Source organism: Mesorhizobium sp. WSM4820 (genome assembly GCF_055811075.1).
The window spans coordinates 1-17,712 of sequence record NZ_JBVVQN010000018.1; the positions used below are offsets into that span (position 1 = coordinate 1).

Sequence of the window (17,712 nt, forward strand, 5' to 3'; positions counted from 1 at the left end):
TATCCGCGCCCGGTTGGGGGCCAAGAGGGGTGGGGTTTGATACCGGCCGCGCCGGCTTTAACCATCTGTTCACCATAAGGTTCGATGCTGTTTTTCTCAGGCACCACTCCGCATGACGTTTTCGATCGCAGTTTGCTGCGCAGTACGGGAGAATGGCTTTGACGGTTGCCGACATCAACAGGCTGGAACAGGCCGCACGTGTTTCGATGAGCGGGTTTCAGGATCCCGAAGCATCCGCAATGCGGTCGCCCCGTGCTTCCCTGCCGATCCCCGGCCTCGCCGCAATCGGGCTGGCTGCAGTGGCCGTCCTGGCCGCCGCGTTCCAGTTGGTCTGATGCATGTCACGCGAAAAGCATGCCCTCGGGCTTGAACCGGGGGTGTGCAGCGGTTTGCGATAACAATTTGAAGCAAAGCGTCGGTCGCAAGTGGCCGACGGCTTGGGCTTGCCTGATGTCGGCTTGTCCTCCATGGTCGCGCCAGCCCGCATCACCGGAACTTTGGCGGATGTGGCCCGTTCTATGGCGGGAGGACCGTCGCCATGGAACATATCGCTGCCGTGCTGTTGGTCATCGGCTGTTCGAACACGATGACCGAGTGCCGCGAACTGCCCGTATCGGTGAGCGTTTTCGAAACCGCTCAGGAGTGCACCGCCGCGCGTCCGTTTGCCATGGGCGATGTGCAGGGTCAGGCTCCGCGCATCATTGCCAAATGCCTTTCCGTCGATCCGGCACTTGAGGATGATTACGACCAGATCGTCTGGAACGTGCGCCCGGACGGCACGCTCGACGCTTCCGTGGAGATTTCCGACCTCGAGCTCGCCTCGAGCGGCGCGCGCCCCGAAAAAGATTCTCTTAGCCAACAATGAAATCGAGCAGGGCAAAACGCTTTTTCGCGTGATAAATGACGGGCGGAGCTACAAGTGAGGACAAAGGCGAGGAGTGACCCTATGCGGAAGATGATTATTGCCATGGTTGCCGCAATCGCGGTCAGCGGTTGCAGCACCACCGAACAGGATGTCGGCGTCGGCGCCGGTGTCGGCGCTCTGGCCGGCGGCCTGATTGACGGCGGCAAGGGTGCGCTGGTGGGCGCAGCCATCGGTGCCGGTACCGGCCTGCTGGTGCGCAACCTGCGCAATGGCTATTGCCAGTACCGCGACAACCGTGGCCGTCTGTTTACGGCGCGCTGCTGATCCGTTTCAAACGCAAGAGGCATTGGACGCGGAGACCGGACGAGCCGGTCTCTGTTTACTTGGCCGGTTTATTTGGGGCGCTGCATTTGGGCGACTTCGAAAACGTTCGGTTTGCGGCAGCCTTTCAGTCCGACAGCGGGATCCTGATTTCCACCCTCAGCCCGCTATCGTGAAAATCGCGATTGATCGTACCGCGCAATTCGCGCGTCACGTTCAGATCGATTAGCTTGGTGCCGAAACCGGTTTTGACAGGTGGCTCGAGTTTCTTCTGGCCGGCTTCGCGCCAGTTGAGGACCAGCGTCCGGTCGCTCCTGCTGCCTTCGACCGACCAGTCGACCTTGAGCGACCAGTCGCCGTTCCTGGTAATGGCCGAATTGCCGGTTTCGCCATATTTTAGCGCGTTCGTCGCCAGTTCGTGAAAGGTCAGGCCGAGCGCCTGCGTTGTCGTCTCGTCGAGCAACACCTCTGGCCCCGACAATATCCCGTCGGGAAGCTCCTTGCCGAACACCTGGCCAAGCTCGATGCGCAAGAGATCGCCAAGATCGGCCTTCTGCCAGCGCGAGCGCGTCAGCATGTCCTGGGACGCCGCCATCGCTTGCAGCCGGGCCGAAAAAGAAGACGAGAACTCGTGGACGTCGGTGGCGTGCGACGCCGTCTGGCGCGCGATCGCCAGCACCCGCGTGATCGAGTTCTTGATGCGGTGCTTCATCTCCTGCAGCATCAGGTCTTTTTCGAGCAGGCTTTTTTCCGTCGTCTCATGAAGCAGCGAAACCGCGTCATAGGCCCGCTCCTGATATCGGGCCACCAGCGCGATCGTTCCGGCGAGCAGCAGTCCGAACAGGCCGAGCATCACCGGAATGGCGCGCGAGGAAGGTTGCGAGAAGGCGCTTGTCGGCCTGAACAGGACCGTCCATGGACGTCCGGCGATGGTGAGTTCGCGAGAAACCAGCAACCTGTCGCCGAAGCTCGACGCCGGCGGCGTTTCCGACTGGAACAAAAGATGGTCGGCATCCACCTTGCCGTCATAGATTTCGATGTTGACCGGCAGCAGCGGCGTCCGGCTGAGCGCGGTCTGGAACAGGTCGCGGGCGCGGAACGCCGCATAGAGAAAGCCTGTTGTCGACGATCTCGACGCATCGATGCCGTCCGCCGCGGTTTCGATGTTGAGCCGCACGAAAACCAGGAAGCCGGTGAAGGTCTGCGCAGCACCTGTTTCCTGGCCTAGCTGCACGCGCCCGCTTGCGTGCTGCTGATTGTCGGCCATCGCCCTTTCGATCGCCTCGCGCCGCACCGGTTCGGTGAACATGTCGTAGCCGATGCCGGATTGATTGGAAGGATCCAGTGGCTCGAACAGCGTGATGGGCGCACGCCATGGCAGCGTTGTCGTGGCCGGATAGATCGCATCGCTGACGCCATAGTCGTGCTGGATGGCACGCTCGACCGCTGCCTCGTCGCCGGCTCTCACCAGCCGGAGAAAGCCGATGCCGCGCAGGCCGGCGAAATTGTCGTTGATACCCAGCGCATCGAAGAACGCCTTGAACTCGCTCCGCGAAATGTCACCATTGCGAGCCTCGAACAGTGCGTGTGTCGATCGCAGCATCGACAGATGCAGGTCGATGCGGCTATCGATCCGGTTGAGGGCGTCGTCCGCCGTCGCCTCGAATTTGATGCGCGCTGCTTCTTGCGTGGCGAAATAGGCGAATCCCGCCATTGTCAGGCTGATCAGCGCAACGGCGATGAAAGCGACGATCGGGAAGAATTTCTTCAAGTTGCTGCTGCGACCCATGGTTCCCCATCTTATGGGCAAGTCCCCGTGGCAACACAATGGCGCGGCCAAACCATCATGACGGCTGGCATATCACATGACAGGTATTTGACGCTTCAGGCGGCGATCTTCAGCGCGCCCGGTCCCGGAATGGCGCCTGGCGGACACTTGCCCAGAATGATCATGCCGAGCACCTCGTCCTGGCTCACGTCGCCGGTGCGCGCCGTGCCGACGACCCGGCCATTCTTCATGACGCAGACGCGGTCGGCAAGCTCGAACACATCGTGGATGTCATGGCTGATCAGGAAGATGCCGATGCCGTCGGCCTTGAGCTGCATGACCAGTTCGCCGACCTGCGCGGTTTCCTGCGGTCCCAGTGCCGCCGTCGGCTCATCCATGATCAGGATGCGGGCGTTGAACAGGATGGCGCGCGCGATCGCCACCGACTGCCGCTGGCCGCCCGAAAGCTTGACCACCGGCTCCTTGAAGCGCTGGAAGCGGGGATTGAGCCTGCCCATCACCTTGCGCGCCTCGGCCTCCATGGCGCCATCGTCGAGCGTGCCCCAGCCGGTCATCAGCTCGCGGCCGAGGAACAGGTTGGCGGCGGCGTCGACATTGTCGGCGAGCGCCAGCGTCTGGTAGATCGTCTCGATGCCGTATTTCTTGGCGTCGCGCGGATTGGCGATCGAAGCCTCCTCGCCATTGACGAAGATCTGGCCCGAATCGCGCTTGTAGGCGCCGGACAGGATCTTGATCAGCGTCGACTTTCCCGCACCGTTGTGGCCGAGCAGCGCCACGACCTCGCCCGGGAACAGGTCGATCGATGCATCGTCGACGGCGCGAATACCGCCGAAGGCAATCGAGATGTTGCGCATATCGATCAGTGGCGTGGGAGCAGTCGTGTCAGCCATGATCGTTCCTCTTTATAGTTTCGCCGAGCATGATGCTGGACCGAAACGGATGTCCACTTTTCGCTGATCCGGACCTTTGGCTCGGGATCATGCTCAGACCCGCTTGCGGTAGACGGTGTCGAGCCAGACGGCGACGACCAGCACGGCGCCGACGACGACGCTCTGAAGCGGTGAATCGATGCCGAGCAACACCATGCCGGACTGCAGCGACTGCATCAGAAGCGCGCCCAGCATGGCACCGAGCACCGTGCCGGAGCCGCCGGCCAGCGACGTGCCGCCGATGACGGCTGCTGCGATGACCAAGAGCTCGTCCAGCGTGCCCAGCGCATTGGTCGCCGCATTGAGGCGGGCCGAAGCAATTGCCGCGCTGATCGCGGCCAGAACGCCCATGATCATGAACACTTTCATGGTCACCCAGCGCGTGTTGATGCCGGCGAGTTCCGCCGCTTCCGGGTTGCCGCCAATGGCAAAGACGTAGCGGCCGAAACGGGTGCGCCGGGTGATGAAGGTCATGACGATGCCGACTGCGACCGCGATCAGCACCGGTATGGCGATGCCATGGGCAATGAACAGCCCGCCTTCGGGGATGGTGATGCCGGTCCGCTGGGCGTATTGGCGAACGATGCCGATCGGCCACGGATAGGAATTGGCGATCCAGACGGCGCCGAGGATGGCGGCGCAGGCGACAACACCAAGCAGGCTCTCCGCCCAGACCGGGCGCAGCGGAAACCTGAAGCGCTTGCGCTGCGACCGGCCGTTGAGCAGCATCAAGGCGACAGCCACACAGGCGAGAATGCCGACGAACCAGCTTGCGGTCGCCCCGATCGAGCCACGCGGCCCGCCACCCATCAGCTGGAAGGTGGCATCGAGCGGCGCGACGGTGCGCCCGCTCGTCATCAGCCACGCCATGCCGCGCCAGATCAGCAGGCCGCCCAGCGTCACGATGAAGGCCGGAACCTCGAGATAGGCGATGATAAAACCCTGAAGCGCGCCGATGATGAGGCCGAGCGCCACGCCGGCAGCCAGTGCGATGACCCATATCCAGGGATTTCCAAGCTGGAATCCCATGACGCGGATGAGGAATTCTGCCTGCGCAACGCCCATCACCATGCCGATCACGCCTTCGACGGAGCCGACCGAAAGATCGATGTTGCGCATCACGATGACCAGCACCATGCCGGTCGCCATGATCGCGACCGAGGAAGTCTGCACTGACAGGTTCCAGAGATTGCGCGGCGTGAGGAAAAGCCCACCCGACAGGATGTGGATCCCAACCCAGATGATCAGCAGCGCGCCGACCATGCCGAGCATGCGAATGTCGAGCTCGGTTGCCTTGAGGAAACGGCCGAAAGGGCTGAGCTCGGATTCCCGCGCCCGATCGGCAGCCGGCGTGTTGGAAGTCGTGTCGGTCATGATGTCCTCCCACCGTTGCCGTCTGCCGCGGATGCCGGAAGCAGCATAAACGTTACCCGCGAGACGCGGGAAAACAACTCTTTTGAAAAAAACGCCGCGGCCTGAAACCGCGGCGTCTCAGGTTTTTTGGCGAAGGCGGATCAGTTGCAGACCGAGACGGTGCCCGCCGCCACGCCGGCGCAGACCTCTTCCTGCTTGATCCAGCCGGCGTCGATGACGACGTTGAGATTGTCCCTGGTGATGGCAATCGGCGTCAGGAACAGCGACTTGACGACATTGCCGCCGGGCGTGGTGAAGTCCTTGACGCCGGCAATATCTGTCATCGGCTTGCCGTCGGCCAGCTGCGAGGCGATCTCGGCAGCGTTCTTGCCGAGCTCGCGCGCGTCTTTCCACACCGAGACGGTCTGCGTGCCGAGCGCGATGCGGTTCAGCGCGGCATGGTCGCCGTCCTGGCCCGAAACCGGGACGGATCCGGCCAGGCCTTGCGCCGTCAGCGCCGCGACGACGCCACCGGCGGTGCCGTCATTGGCGGCAACCACCGCATCGACCTTGTTGTCGTTGGCGGTCAGGAACTGTTCCATGTTCTTCTGGGCGTTGGCGGGGAGCCAGCCGTCCGTATAAGCCTCGCCGACATTCTTGATCTTGCCGCTGTCGATGGCATCCTTGAGCACTTCCATGGAGCCGGCGAATAGGAAATCGGCATTCGGGTCGGCGCCCGAGCCCTTGATGAAGACGTAATTGCCTTCCGGCGCCACCTTGAACACTTCGCGGGCCTGCATGCGGCCGACTTCCTGGTTGTCAAAGGTCAGATAAAAAACGTCCTTGTTCTCGATCAGCCGGTCATAGCCGACGACCGGAATGCCTTCGTCCAGCGCCTTCTGCACCGCCGGACCGATGGCCGAGGCATCCTGCGCAAGGATGATCAGCGCGTTGGCGCCCTGCGAGATCAGGCTCTCGACGTCGGTCAGCTGCTTGCCGGGATTGGACTGTGCGTCAGCGGAAATATATTTGTCGCCGGCGGCCTCGATCGCCGCCTTCATGGCGGCTTCGTCGGTCTTCCAACGCTCTTCCTGGAAGTTCGACCACGAAACGCCAATGACCTTATCCTTGGCCTGCGCGGCCGACGCGAGCGTCAGCGACATGGCGACCCCCGCCAGAATGGCGGCTGCGAATCTCTTCATGATATTCCTCCCTGCGCCGCGTAGGGCGCGACCAACTGGCCCGAAGGCCGGCACAAAGGCTCCTATTTTTTCGAGCCTCGAAAAAATACTGGTCCAACGCCGAAGCACTGTCAACACCAATTCTGATGGATTTTGACGTCCTGTCGGTCTTTTTTTCGAGGCTCGGAATAAATAATGACAGCCCCTTCTGCTTCTGCCAGTATTTGTCGGACATTACCGACGGCTTCCGATTCATGAGCGGCCGCGGCGGTGAGGAGGAAACAAAAATGTCGGTGGGAATCCGTCATGACGATCTGCGCCGGCGCAACCGGGCGATGGTGATTTCGGCCGTGCGCCGGGCAGGCCAGCCGTCGCGGACCGAGATCGCCGCGACCACCGGCCTCAGCCATTCGACCATATCGGCGATCTCTGCCGACCTGATCCAGGAAGGCATCCTGGCCGAGAGCAAGGCGAGCGAGACGGTTTCGCTGAAACGCGGCCGGCCGCAGGTCGGCCTCAGCCTCAATCCGCAAGCCGCTGCGGTGTTGGCCGTCGTGTTGTCGCTGAATTTCCTGTCGGTCGCCGTCATCGATTATGCCGGACAAGTGGTCGCCGAGGACCAGCGCCGGCTGGACACGCTGACCATGTCGCGCGACGCGCTGATCGGCGAATGTGTCGCCATCGTCCGACGCCGGCTCGAAGATCCCGACCTCGATGTCCAAAGCGTCGCCCGCATCGCGCTGGCAATCCAGGGCATCACCGATTCCCATGCGCGCGCCATGTTGTGGTCGCCGATCACGCCGCAGACGAACATCGCCTTCGCCGACATTCTGGAACGCGAGTTCGGCATCCCGGCCATCATGGAGAACGACTGCAACATGATGGCCGTGGCGCTGCGCTGGCGCCACCCGGATCGCTACCGCGATGATTTCATCGCCATCCTGCTCTCGCACGGCATCGGTATGGGGCTGGTGCTGAAGGGCGAGCTGTTCACCGGCACCCACTCCTCGGGCGGCGAATTCGGCCACATGATCCATCGGCCGGGCGGCGCGCTTTGCCGCTGCGGGCGGCGCGGCTGCGTCGAGGCTTATGCCGGCAACTACGCCATCTGGCGCAACGCAAGGCTGTTGAGCGAGAACGCAGAGCCGGTCGCCGATGTCAGCGACGCCGAGATGCGGGCACTGGCGGCCCGGGCGCGCGAGACGGACGGACCGGAGCGCGAAGCCTACCGCAAGGCCGGCGAGGCGCTCGGCTTCGGGCTCGGCAGCCTGTTTGCGCTGATCGATCCGGCGCCGGTGGCCATGGTCGGCGCCAGCGCTGCCGCCTTCGACCTGATCGAGCCGGCGCTGCGCGAGGCCATCGCCCAGACCGCCGGCGGCCAGCATTCGGGTTCGATTTCCTTCGACACCGAGCCGAATGAGTTGCCGCTGATCCGCGAAGGCTGCGCCATGCGGGCGCTGAGCTTCGTCGATCAGGAGATTTTCGCGCCGAGCATCCAGGCACGAGCCGGCTCGGTCGGAAAGAACGTGGCTTGAATCCGAAGGCAGGGATTCCCGGGTCGCGACTTGGGGTGTGTTGAGATTCAGGTCAGGCCGAGTCGAGAATGGTGGGTTCCGAGATCCGGAGCGGAGCGTACTTTGGGGTACGCCGGAAGCGCAGGTATCAGCTAGTCTTCCCTGATCGCATAGCCGGCGCCGCGGATGGTGCGGATGACATCGGGCATGCGACCATTGTTGACCGCCTTGCGCAACCGGCCGACATGGACGTCCACAGTGCGCTCGTCGATGTAGATCGTCTCGCCCCAGACATTGTCGAGCAACTGGCTGCGCGAGAAGACCCGACCCGGGTGCCGCATCATGAATTCGAGCAGCCGGAATTCGGTCGGCCCGAGCCGGATCTCGCTCTTCTTGCGATAGACCCGGTGCGATTCACGATCGAGCATGATGTCGCCGACCTTGAGCACGCTGGACAGCACTTCCGGCTTGGCGCGGCGCAGCAGCGCCTTGACCCTGGCCATGAATTCCGGTGTCGAGAACGGCTTGACCAGATAGTCGTCGGCTCCGGTCGAAAGGCCGCGCACCCGGTCGCTCTCCTCGCCGCGCGCGGTCAGCATGATGATCGGCAGCCGCTCGGTTTCGGGGCGCACCCGAAGCCGCCGGCAAAGCTCGATGCCGGAAACCGCCGGCACCATCCAGTCGAGCACCAAAAGATCGGGCACGTTTTCCTGCAGCCGGATTTCGGCCTCGTCGCCGCGCGTCACCACCTCGACCTGATAGCCTTCGGATTCCAGATTGTAACGGAGGAGGACGCCCAGCGGCTCTTCATCCTCCACCACCATGATGCGCGGCGCGATCATCGGCCGGTCACTCCTGTCATGTCGCCGGCGCCGACATCGTCGTTTCGTCGAGCTTCGGGCGATCCGCCGGCAATTGCTGCCCGGTCACGACAAAGTAGGCGTTTTCGGCGATGTTGGTGACGTGATCGCCGATACGCTCGAGATTCTTGGCGCAGAACAGAAGGTGCGTGCAGGCGGTGATGTTGCGCGGATCCTCCATCATGTAGGTCAGGAGCTCGCGAAAAACCGCCGTGTATTTCACGTCGATCTTCTGGTCGTCGGCGCGCAGTTCCTTCAACGCGCCGGCATCGCGCGACACATAGTGCTCGACCACGCCGCGCAGCTGCACAAGAACGAGATCCGCCATCGCGTCAATACCGTGCGACAGATTACGCGGCGTCGCGCTCTGCCCGACTGCGCTGACCCGTTTGGCTATGTTCTTGGCCAGATCGCCGATGCGCTCGAGATCGCCAGCCATGCGGATTGCGCCAACCACGGCGCGCAGATCCTGCGCCATCGGCTGCCGCTTGGCGATCAGCGTGATGGCGCTGTCATCGAGTTCGCGCTGCCGCGCATCCATGATGGCGTCGTCCGAGACAACGCGCTGCGCCATCGCATTGTCCGACGCAAGCAGCGCGCGGATCGAGGCCGCTACCATTGCGGCGGCGAGCTCGTCCATGTCGCGGATCAGCCGGTCGATGTGCTCCAGTTCCTCGTCGAAAGATGCGACGGTGTGTTCACCCATGGTGCTGTCCTCGTGTTCGAAATTCGCCGGACCGCTCAGCCGAACCGGCCGGTGATGTAGTCCTGGGTGCGCTTGTCGTCGGGGTTGGTGAACATCTTGTCGGTCGCGCCCTCCTCGACCAGATAGCCGAGATGGAACATCGCCGTGCGTTGCGACACGCGCGCCGCCTGCTGCATCGAATGGGTGACGATGACGATCGTATAGTTCTGGCGCAGTTCGTCGATCAGTTCCTCGACGCGGGCGGTGGCGATCGGATCGAGCGCCGAACAGGGCTCGTCCATCAGGATCACTTCCGGCGACACGGCGATGGCGCGCGCAATGCACAGGCGCTGCTGCTGTCCGCCGGACAGGCCGGTACCCGACTCGAGCAGGCGATCCTTGACCTCGTTGAACAGGCCGGCCTTCTTCAGGCTCGATTCGACGATGCCGTCCAACTCGGCCTTGGTCCTGGCCAGGCCGTGAATGCGCGGACCGTAGGCGACGTTTTCGTAGATCGACTTCGGAAACGGGTTCGGCTTCTGGAACACCATGCCGACGCGAGCTCGCAGCTCGACGACATCGATTTTCGGGTCGTAGACATCCTCGCCGTCGAGCGTGATCTTGCCGCTCACCCGCGCGATATCGATGGTGTCGTTCATTCGGTTCAGGCAACGCAGGAACGTCGACTTGCCGCAGCCCGATGGGCCGATCAACGCCGTCACCTGATGCTCGCGGACATCGAGATCGACGTCGAACAGTGCTCGCTTCTCGCCGTAGTGAACGGAAACCTTTTCGCCCTTCATCTTGATCGAAGGGGCGTTGCTTGCGCTGCTCAGTTTCTGCTCGACGCCGGCTTCCGTCATGATGTTCATATCCTCTACTCCTTACCAGCGCCGCTCGAAGCGCCTGCGCAGTATCACCGCGATGGCATTCATGATGACCAAAAACACCAGCAAAATCAAAATCGCCGCCGAAGTCTTCTGCTGGAACCCCGCTTCCGGGAAATCCGCCCACATGAATATCTGCACCGGCAGGATCGTTGCGGGATCGGTGAAGCCGCCGGGAATGTCGACGATGAAGGCGACCATGCCGATCATCAGCAACGGCGCGGTTTCGCCCAGCGCATGCGCCATTCCGAGGATGGTGCCGGTCATGATGCCCGGCATCGCCAGCGGCAGGACGTGATGGAATACGGTCTGGACCTTGGACGCTCCGATGCCAAGCGCCGCCTCGCGGATCGACGGCGGCACGGCGCGCAGCGAAGCGCGCGAGGCGATAATGATGATCGGCAAGGTCATCAGCGCCAGCACCATGCCGCCGACCACCGGGGCTGAGCGCGGCATGCCGAAGAAATTCAGGAATACGGCAAGTCCAAGCAGGCCGAAGACGATCGAAGGCACCGCCGCCAGATTGTTGATATTCACTTCGATCATCGTCGTCAGCCGGTTCTTGGGCGCAAATTCCTCAAGATAGATCGCCGCTGAAACGCCGATCGGGAAGGCGATGGCGAGGGTTACGATCATGGTCAGGAACGATCCGACGACCGCGCCCCAGACACCGGCCAATTCCGGCTCGCGGCTTGCGCCGGTGAAGAAGAAGATCGAGTTGAACCGGCTTTCGATCAGGCCGGCGCTCTTCAGCGTGTCGAGCCAGACGATCACCTTGTCCGAAATCTTTCGCGATGCTTCCGGCGTCTCGATGACGCGCAGGAATGCCTGGCCGCTCGCGGCGGGCGCCGTGCTGTCCAGCGCCTCGATCACCGTGCCTTTTGCGATCACCGTGCCGTTGGCCGCAGGCGACAGCGAGGTCAGCTTGACCGTGCCGCCATTGAACGCGACCAGCAGCGACGACGCCCCGCTCGTCAGCGTAAACATGCCGTTTTCGCCCTCGGTCGCACCATGGCCGCGCGCCAGCGCCAGCATGGCATCGTCGCCGAAGGTCAGATCGATGTCGCCGCTGGTTCCCGAAGGCGTGACGCTTGTCGAAATCGCTTCGTCCGAACCGACGTCGGCAAGCAAACCCTTGAGATAGAGGTCGGCAAAATCGTCAAGTGGAACCGCATAGTCCACCGTTCCTCCGAGCATCCCCGGATCAGCCGCAATATCCTTGCGCAGGAACACGCCTGTGCCGGTGGAAATCAGCCCGCGCAGCAGGCGCTTGTCCTGGCGGCTCGTCACATCCGGAAATTTTGCCGTAAGCGCTTCCTGAGCGATGGCGTCGTAGTTCACTTCATCGAGTTTCGCCGGGTCGACCTTGGCCGCTGAAAGATCGATCGGCAGCGTCACATAGTTCTGCCGCAGCGCTGGAATCGCCTGAGTGACGATCGTCGACAGGAGCAGCACAAGGAACAAGCCGGCCAACGCGACAGCCGCGGCGCCGAGCCATTTGAACCACGTTTCCGTGCGGTAGCGGCCCTTCAGCCGCGCCTTCGCGGCATCGTCGGTATGAATGCTGACCGGCCGTCCGACGGCGCCGAATGACGAGATCGCATCAGTCATATTGCTCTCGGTATTTCTGGACGACGCGCAAAGCGACGATGTTGAGGGTAAGCGTAATGCAGAACAGCACCAGGCCGAGTGCGAAGGCTGCAAGCGTCTTGGCGCTGTCGAACTCCTGGTCGCCCACCAGCAGCGTCACGATCTGCACGGTCACGGTGGTGACCGCTTCGAGCGGATTTGCCGTGAGGTTTGCCGCCAGCCCCGCGGCCATGACCACGATCATCGTTTCGCCGATTGCGCGGCTGACGGCAAGCAGCATCGCCGAAACGATGCCCGGAAGGGCAGCGGGAAGGACCACCTTGCGGATGGTTTCCGACTTGGTCGCGCCGAGGCCGGCAGAACCGTCTCTCAGGGATTGCGGAACGGCGTTGATCACATCGTCGGAAAGCGAGGAAACGAAGGGAATGATCATGATACCCATGACCACGCCTGCGGCGAGCGCGGATTCAGATGCTACGTTGAGGCCCAGGCTTTCGCCGATACCGCGGAAGTAGGGCGCAACCGTCAGCGCGGCGAAGAAGCCGTAGACGACGGTCGGAATGCCGGCGAGGATTTCCAGAACCGGCTTTGCGACCGCGCGGACGCTTTTGGAGGCGTAATCCGAAAGGTAGATCGCAGCCATCAGCCCGATAGGCGCAGCCACCAGCATGGCGATGAAGGTGATGAGCAACGTGCCGGCAAAGAGCGGCACCATGCCAAAAATGTCCTCGTTGACCGCCCCGGCCTCGGCTCCCGCGCCGGTGAAGGCGCTCTGCGGCGACCAATGCGTGCCGAACAGGAACTTGTAGAACGGCACCTGTTGGAAGAACCGCAGCGACTCGAAGATAAGCGACAGGACGATGCCGATCGTCGTCAGGATCGCGACCACCGAGCAGGCGATCAAGAATGCGCGAAGAACGCGCTCGACCACGTGGCGCGCCCGGTAGGCCTGTGCGATGCGTGAATAGGCCCAGTAAAATCCGGACGCGGAAAGCACGAGTGCGACGGTCCAGATGATCCAGGTGCTGGTCGCATGGACCGATTTGTAGAGGGCGGCGGCCGCCTCTTTCGTGGGGTCGGCGAAGCCGACGAGCCCGCCAAAGGCCATCGCGCGAGCGTCGCGGATGAAAGCTTCGACCTGCGGGACGCCCATTCCCGACAACTCGGAGGCGAAGCGGTCGGCAATGATCGACGATTCAATTCCCGGCGTCACCAGCGACCACAACACGATCGCAAGCAGCGCGGGACCGGCAGCAAAAAGCGCCAGAAACATGCCATGCTGGCCAGGCAGCGAATGCAGTCGCGCGACGTCGCCATTGACGCTGGCAATAGCGCGGGTCCGGCCGAGCCAATAGGCAGCAGCGGCCAGAACCACCAGAAGAACAACGAGATAACCGACCATGATTCGGGACGTCCCCTCGACCGCCGGTCATTCACCGGCTCAAAGCACGGGACCTAAGGTCCCGCGCTTTGTGCTTTAGGATATGAGGGGTCAGAGCGGTAGGCTCGGACCCCGAAACATCAGGAGCCCATGCCCTTCAGGGCCTTGGCGTTTTCGGCCGACTTGGCGCGCTCGGCGTCCGGCAGCGGGATCAGGCCCTTGTCGGCCAGATAACCATCAGGACCCCATGCAGCATCCGAGGTGTACTCGGCGATGAACTCCTGCATGCCGGGGATGACACCGACATGCTCTTTTTTGGCATAGACAAAGAGCGAGCGGGAAACGCCGTAATCGCCGGATGCGATGTTCTCGAAAGTCGGCTCGACGCCGTCGACCTTGTGGCCCTGCAGCTTGTCGGCGTTCTGGTCAAGGAACGAGAAGCCAAAGACGCCGAAGGCATTGGGGTTGGCTTCCAGCTTCTGGACGATCAGATTGTCGTTTTCGCCGGCCTCGACAAAAGCGCCGTCTTCGCGGATCTCGCCGCAGCCCTTTTCATTAGCCGCCTTCACTTCTTCCTGGCAGGCCGCATCCATGACGAGTTCGACGAACGCATCGCGCGTGCCGGATGTCGGCGGCGGGCCAAGCACCTCGATCTTTGTCGCGGGAAGCGATGCATCGACATCCGACCAGTTCTTGTAGGGGTTGGGGACGACCTTGCCGTCAACAGCGACGTTCTTGGCGAGCGCCTTGAAAACCTGTTCCTTGGTCAGATCGACGACAGTCCCTGCCTTCGAGTTGGCCAGTACGATGCCGTCGAAGCCGACCTTGATTTCGACCGGCGTCACGCCGTTTGCCTTGCAGGTTTTAAGCTCACTATCCTTGATGGCGCGCGAGGCATTGGTGAAGTCGGCGGTATTTTCGCCGACGCCCTGGCAAAACAGCTTCATGCCGCCGCCGGTGCCAGTCGACTCGACGACCGGGGTCTTGATCTTTCCGCTCTGGCCGAGCTTTTCAGCGACAGCCGTCGTGAAGGGGAACACTGTGGACGAACCAACGATTTGAATCTGGTCGCGCGCGGCGGCATAACCAGCCGACGCGGCGAGCGCAAGCGCCGCGGCCGACGCCGTAAGGAGGAATTTCTTCATGTGGCCTGCTCCTGTTCGGAAAAATGGTCTCTCGGCGCCATTCCTTCGGCGCCCGCTGAGGCCATAGCCCCCGATTATTACAGTCACATGACAGTTTGATGTCAGCCCGGTAACCGCCGCACAGCCCTGTCAAAAGGAAGGGCCGCGGGTCTCGCCGGTACAGCCGTGGTTTGCCGCTGGAATCAGCAGCTTGCGCGAATTGCGGCCGGCATTTGCCTGGACGGGCGAACAATTGGCGCCGAAAAAGAAAATCCGGGCGGGAGCGCGTTGCATGCGGCCAAGGAGGTCATGGCCGTGCCATCGCCGAAGCAGGTCCGTTGGGGTAAATCTGACCCTGCTTCTTGCCGGCGGTCGCTGCTCCCGCCCGTAACTGGAGGAGCGGAACTCGAATGCGCTTATTGTTCCAACCGGACGCATGCTTTGGTATGGTGCGATCGCACCATAGTCTTGTCGCAACGCGTCGCCGAATCGGCTGGATCCGACAGGCTGACGTGGCTATCCTGCGCGTGGATTTCCCCGTCCGCGGACCTTTTCGAGCAAGACGCCGCCTGGGGCTAATGGGCCTTAGGGCTGATGGGCTTGGGCAGGCAGTCGTCCATGCCCGCCCCCAATCGCGCCAAAGTCGCGCCAGGGACGCTGCGGCACTTTGATTTTTGCGCATGATCCCCAGCGAAATCGATTCCGATTCTCCGGGTCATGCGCTAGCCTTGCCCGCAGTGTATTCCGACGGTTGTCGGTAGAACCGAAGCCGCGTTATAGATCCCGCAAGGGTGTTGCCGATGTTGCGACGGATCCTGCCTTTTTTCGTGTGCCCGATGCTGCTGCTAGGGGGCGGCTGCTCGCGCAGCTACGACGGCACCGTCGTCATTCCAAGGCCGCTCGATGTCCGGCGGTTCTGGGACCGGCCGCAGCAGCAGGCGCAAGCCGAACAGCCGCAGTTGCTGCAGACCGATGTCTTTCCTGCGGCGCCCGAAACGCCGGAAACAGCGGCGGCCCGCAAAATCGGCACCTCCGCGGCGCCGAGGAGGAAAATCGCCAGGATTGCCAAACAGCCGCCGATGCCGTCATCCGAGCCGGCGAAACCGCTCACCTGCAGGAACGTCAGCCAACCCGGAAAACGGGTCCGCATGGTCTGCGAATAGCCATCCGGCATTCAAGCGCTGGCAGCTAAAAGATGCGCGCCCCGAAAAACGTTGCTGCGCAGCTGCCGCAGCGGTTCGGTCTGCGCAGGCCGAGAGCATGAGCCGACTGGTGGGTTTCGGGCTGCCTGATCGGCGTTGCCGGCAGCCGCGTTGAACCTTATCCGGCCTTCGACGTTAAACAGCCATTGCAACGCCGCGCGTCGCTTTGGACGCACAACACACGCTGTGGCGTTTTGATTTGGCGCATGGTCCTGCCGAACCGAAGGGCAGCGGAGCGGAGATCGATCCCGATCCCTTGGGTGATGCGCTAAATGGTCAAAGGAGACCGAACACATGTCGATCCACTTCACTGTCTCGGACGTGACCAGAAATCTGGTTCACTCGCTGAGACTGGACCATGAGCGCGCGCCGAGACCCCTCAGCCCTGAGCAAAGTCTTTTGCTGGAATGCTACCTGGCCGGTCAGATTCCGGAATCGGCCTGGAGCGACTACGTCTTCGAGACGCCGGAATTGGCACGCCATGTCGATGCGAGACGCGGGCAACACTGATATCTGGTGAACCGGTCCGATCGCTCGAGGTGACGCCACCGAACGACGCTTGGCTGAATCGGCGGCCCGATCAGCGTGTCGTTGCGCTTGAAGCTGAGGGCGCCCGACGACAATAGCCCTCGAGACAAAAAGGCCGGCACATGGCCGACCTTTCCTTCCACCTCGACCGCGCCAGTACATCCGTGGTCACGGGTTGGAGGTGAATTGCCGACCAGTAGATAGGGATTTGGTTAACGATTCCTTAACTGAGGGGAATCGCTCGTCGACGCGTCGTGGCCAATCTGATTTGCGTCTTCGTGATCAGTGCAGAAAGTCGTCTTTAAATGCGGCACATATTATTAATCGTTGTACACCAACGTGTTAGCGTATGAGGCATATCGAAGATGCATGTCGCGCAAAAGCATGCCCTCGGGTCTGACCCGAGGCTGCGCAGCGTTTTTGCGATAACGACATGCATAAAACAAGAACTTAAAGCGCGTCGCATTGGATCCGTTCAGCCGCAACGCGCTTTAGCCTATTCTGGAAGTCGACTTATGGCCGTGCTTGGCGCTCTCCCTCCTGGCGTTCGCTGTCGACCAATTCGCGAAGCAGATTGGCAAGGAGTGGTCGACTGCCTGTGCCGGGGGTTTCCGAAGCGTGACCGGAGTTACTGGATACAGGCGCTAACCCGTTTGGCGCAGCGGCCTCCCGTCGCCGAGTTCCCACAATACGGCTTGGCCTTGGAGAAGGCCGATCGGATCGTCGGCGTTGTGCTGACCCTGTATACCCGTTATCCCGGGCAGGAAGGCGACGAAGTCCGCTGCAACCTTTCAAGCTGGTCCGTCGACGCAGAATTCCGTCCCTATGGCGCCAAATTGGTCACGACGATTCTCAAGAGAAGGGACGTGACCTACACCAATATTTCGCCGGCGCCAGCAACGTTGAAAGCCAACTGGGCGCTCGGCTTTCGCCCCTTCACCACCGGACAATTTGCCTTCTTGCCGGCTTTTAGTTCGGCGCAGCGGTCATGTCGCGTGCTTGAAGCTCGTCCCGATCTTGCGGAAATGGCGATGCTGTCCGACAGCGAGAGATACATACTCTCGGAGCACTCAGCACTTGGCTGCCGGTCATTGATTTGCATTTGCGACGGAGCAGCGTTTCCTTTCGTATTGATGCCGCGCCGGATATTGCGCGGTCTTATCCCATCCTATCAGATCGTCTATTGCCGCTCTCTCGCGGATTTGAGCCGGTGCGCCGGTGCCATCGGGCGCTTTCTCTTGCGAAGCGGCATCCTGCTTTGCGTCGTCGACGCCAGGGAGCCGATTGGTGGTCTGTTCGGGTGGTACCGCGCCAACAGCGGGCTGAAATATTTTAGGGGTCCCAGACCACCCTCGCTTGGAGATCTGTCGTTCACCGAGCTTGTGATGTTCGGTCCCTGAACGACAAGCGCGGCATCAGTCATGCCGCACCGCTTCGCAGCTGAAATGCCAAAAGCGAACCCCCGCCTCCCGGGGCGAGGGTTCTATTTTTGAAAACGACGAT

General features: G+C 62.1%; 17 protein-coding genes. 7 read left to right on the forward strand and 10 right to left on the reverse strand.

What is annotated here, in order from left to right:
- The first annotated feature begins 152 nt into the window (after positions 1–152).
- From AC0L2R_RS25220 to AC0L2R_RS25230, 3 genes are all read left to right on the forward strand, one after another.
- Positions 153–335: a hypothetical protein gene (locus AC0L2R_RS25220; protein WP_473512184.1), complete on the forward strand. Its 183-nt coding sequence runs from the start codon at positions 153–155 to the stop codon at positions 333–335.
- A 203-nt stretch (positions 336–538) separates the two neighbouring features.
- Positions 539–865 carry a hypothetical protein gene (locus AC0L2R_RS25225; protein WP_287050966.1) on the forward strand — a complete coding sequence of 109 codons (327 nt, stop codon included), beginning with the start codon at positions 539–541 and terminating at the stop codon, positions 863–865.
- An 81-nt stretch (positions 866–946) separates the two neighbouring features.
- A complete protein-coding gene (locus AC0L2R_RS25230) occupies positions 947–1,189 on the forward strand; it encodes a YMGG-like glycine zipper-containing protein (protein WP_027153471.1) in 243 nt (80 codons plus the stop codon).
- Positions 1,190–1,313: 124 nt separating this feature from the next.
- On the opposite strand, the gene AC0L2R_RS25235 is transcribed toward AC0L2R_RS25230, so the two are convergent.
- From AC0L2R_RS25235 to xylF, 4 genes are all read right to left on the reverse strand, one after another.
- Positions 1,314–2,957, reverse strand: a complete 1,644-nt coding sequence (locus AC0L2R_RS25235; protein ID WP_473512279.1) for a CHASE domain-containing protein — start codon at positions 2,955–2,957, stop codon at positions 1,314–1,316.
- A 113-nt stretch (positions 2,958–3,070) separates the two neighbouring features.
- Positions 3,071–3,865 carry an ATP-binding cassette domain-containing protein gene (locus tag AC0L2R_RS25240; RefSeq protein ID WP_473512185.1) on the reverse strand — a complete coding sequence of 265 codons (795 nt, stop codon included), beginning with the start codon at positions 3,863–3,865 and terminating at the stop codon, positions 3,071–3,073.
- Between the two features lie 93 nt (positions 3,866–3,958).
- Positions 3,959–5,278 carry a sugar ABC transporter permease gene (locus AC0L2R_RS25245; RefSeq protein WP_473512186.1) on the reverse strand — a complete coding sequence of 440 codons (1,320 nt, stop codon included), beginning with the start codon at positions 5,276–5,278 and terminating at the stop codon, positions 3,959–3,961.
- A 140-nt stretch (positions 5,279–5,418) separates the two neighbouring features.
- Positions 5,419–6,459 (reverse strand): D-xylose ABC transporter substrate-binding protein, encoded by a 1,041-nt coding sequence (gene xylF, locus AC0L2R_RS25250; protein ID WP_473512187.1) that lies wholly within the window; start codon positions 6,457–6,459, stop codon positions 5,419–5,421.
- A 266-nt stretch (positions 6,460–6,725) separates the two neighbouring features.
- Between xylF and AC0L2R_RS25255 the strand changes: the two genes are divergently transcribed.
- A complete protein-coding gene (locus AC0L2R_RS25255) occupies positions 6,726–7,973 on the forward strand; it encodes an ROK family protein (RefSeq protein WP_473512188.1) in 1,248 nt (415 codons plus the stop codon).
- A gap of 131 nt (positions 7,974–8,104) precedes the next feature.
- Here AC0L2R_RS25255 and phoB read toward each other — a convergent pair whose 3' ends face one another.
- The 6 genes from phoB to AC0L2R_RS25285 all read right to left on the reverse strand — a co-directional run bounded on the left by phoB (position 8,105) and on the right by AC0L2R_RS25285 (position 14,500).
- Positions 8,105–8,794, reverse strand: a complete 690-nt coding sequence (gene phoB, locus AC0L2R_RS25260) for a phosphate regulon transcriptional regulator PhoB (RefSeq protein WP_031254097.1) — start codon at positions 8,792–8,794, stop codon at positions 8,105–8,107.
- A gap of 16 nt (positions 8,795–8,810) precedes the next feature.
- The gene (gene phoU, locus AC0L2R_RS25265; RefSeq protein ID WP_023797095.1) at positions 8,811–9,518 is read right to left on the reverse strand and encodes a phosphate signaling complex protein PhoU; all 708 of its coding nucleotides are present in this window, start codon (positions 9,516–9,518) and stop codon (positions 8,811–8,813) included.
- A gap of 35 nt (positions 9,519–9,553) precedes the next feature.
- Complete coding sequence (gene pstB, locus AC0L2R_RS25270; RefSeq protein WP_473512189.1) at positions 9,554–10,369, reverse strand: phosphate ABC transporter ATP-binding protein PstB; 816 nt, start codon at positions 10,367–10,369, stop codon at positions 9,554–9,556.
- Between the two features lie 12 nt (positions 10,370–10,381).
- A complete protein-coding gene (gene pstA, locus AC0L2R_RS25275; RefSeq protein ID WP_287299332.1) occupies positions 10,382–11,995 on the reverse strand; it encodes a phosphate ABC transporter permease PstA in 1,614 nt (537 codons plus the stop codon).
- Positions 11,988–13,376, reverse strand: a complete 1,389-nt coding sequence (gene pstC / locus AC0L2R_RS25280) for a phosphate ABC transporter permease subunit PstC (RefSeq protein WP_473512191.1) — start codon at positions 13,374–13,376, stop codon at positions 11,988–11,990. The genes pstA and pstC overlap by 8 nt, the downstream gene beginning before the upstream one ends.
- A 119-nt stretch (positions 13,377–13,495) precedes the next feature.
- Positions 13,496–14,500: a PstS family phosphate ABC transporter substrate-binding protein gene (locus AC0L2R_RS25285; RefSeq protein WP_091593258.1), complete on the reverse strand. Its 1,005-nt coding sequence runs from the start codon at positions 14,498–14,500 to the stop codon at positions 13,496–13,498.
- Between the two features lie 779 nt (positions 14,501–15,279).
- Between AC0L2R_RS25285 and AC0L2R_RS25290 the strand changes: the two genes are divergently transcribed.
- From AC0L2R_RS25290 to AC0L2R_RS25300, 3 genes are all read left to right on the forward strand, one after another.
- Positions 15,280–15,642, forward strand: coding sequence for a hypothetical protein (locus AC0L2R_RS25290; protein WP_473494704.1), 363 nt, complete (start codon positions 15,280–15,282; stop codon positions 15,640–15,642).
- A gap of 333 nt (positions 15,643–15,975) precedes the next feature.
- Positions 15,976–16,191 carry a hypothetical protein gene (locus AC0L2R_RS25295; protein WP_473512192.1) on the forward strand — a complete coding sequence of 72 codons (216 nt, stop codon included), beginning with the start codon at positions 15,976–15,978 and terminating at the stop codon, positions 16,189–16,191.
- A 533-nt stretch (positions 16,192–16,724) separates the two neighbouring features.
- Positions 16,725–17,609, forward strand: a complete 885-nt coding sequence (locus AC0L2R_RS25300; RefSeq protein WP_236368840.1) for a hypothetical protein — start codon at positions 16,725–16,727, stop codon at positions 17,607–17,609.
- Positions 17,610–17,712: the final 103 nt, after the last annotated feature.

Bases quoted from the DNA above. Each gene is read 5' to 3' on its own strand.
- AC0L2R_RS25220 (WP_473512184.1), top strand. From the start codon at position 153: ATGGCTTTGACGGTTGCCGACATCAACAGGCTGGAACAGGCCGCACGT.
- AC0L2R_RS25225 (WP_287050966.1), top strand. From the start codon at position 539: ATGGAACATATCGCTGCCGTGCTGTTGGTCATCGGCTGTTCGAACACG.
- AC0L2R_RS25230 (WP_027153471.1), top strand. From the start codon at position 947: ATGCGGAAGATGATTATTGCCATGGTTGCCGCAATCGCGGTCAGCGGT.
- AC0L2R_RS25240 (WP_473512185.1), bottom strand. From the start codon at position 3,865: ATGGCTGACACGACTGCTCCCACGCCACTGATCGATATGCGCAACATC.
- AC0L2R_RS25245 (WP_473512186.1), bottom strand. From the start codon at position 5,278: ATGACCGACACGACTTCCAACACGCCGGCTGCCGATCGGGCGCGGGAA.
- xylF (WP_473512187.1), bottom strand. From the start codon at position 6,459: ATGAAGAGATTCGCAGCCGCCATTCTGGCGGGGGTCGCCATGTCGCTG.
- AC0L2R_RS25255 (WP_473512188.1), top strand. From the start codon at position 6,726: ATGTCGGTGGGAATCCGTCATGACGATCTGCGCCGGCGCAACCGGGCG.
- phoB (WP_031254097.1), bottom strand. From the start codon at position 8,794: ATGATCGCGCCGCGCATCATGGTGGTGGAGGATGAAGAGCCGCTGGGC.
- phoU (WP_023797095.1), bottom strand. From the start codon at position 9,518: ATGGGTGAACACACCGTCGCATCTTTCGACGAGGAACTGGAGCACATC.
- pstB (WP_473512189.1), bottom strand. From the start codon at position 10,369: ATGAACATCATGACGGAAGCCGGCGTCGAGCAGAAACTGAGCAGCGCA.
- pstA (WP_287299332.1), bottom strand. From the start codon at position 11,995: ATGACTGATGCGATCTCGTCATTCGGCGCCGTCGGACGGCCGGTCAGC.
- pstC (WP_473512191.1), bottom strand. From the start codon at position 13,376: ATGGTCGGTTATCTCGTTGTTCTTCTGGTGGTTCTGGCCGCTGCTGCC.
- AC0L2R_RS25285 (WP_091593258.1), bottom strand. From the start codon at position 14,500: ATGAAGAAATTCCTCCTTACGGCGTCGGCCGCGGCGCTTGCGCTCGCC.
- AC0L2R_RS25290 (WP_473494704.1), top strand. From the start codon at position 15,280: ATGTTGCGACGGATCCTGCCTTTTTTCGTGTGCCCGATGCTGCTGCTA.
- AC0L2R_RS25295 (WP_473512192.1), top strand. From the start codon at position 15,976: ATGTCGATCCACTTCACTGTCTCGGACGTGACCAGAAATCTGGTTCAC.
- AC0L2R_RS25300 (WP_236368840.1), top strand. From the start codon at position 16,725: ATGGCCGTGCTTGGCGCTCTCCCTCCTGGCGTTCGCTGTCGACCAATT.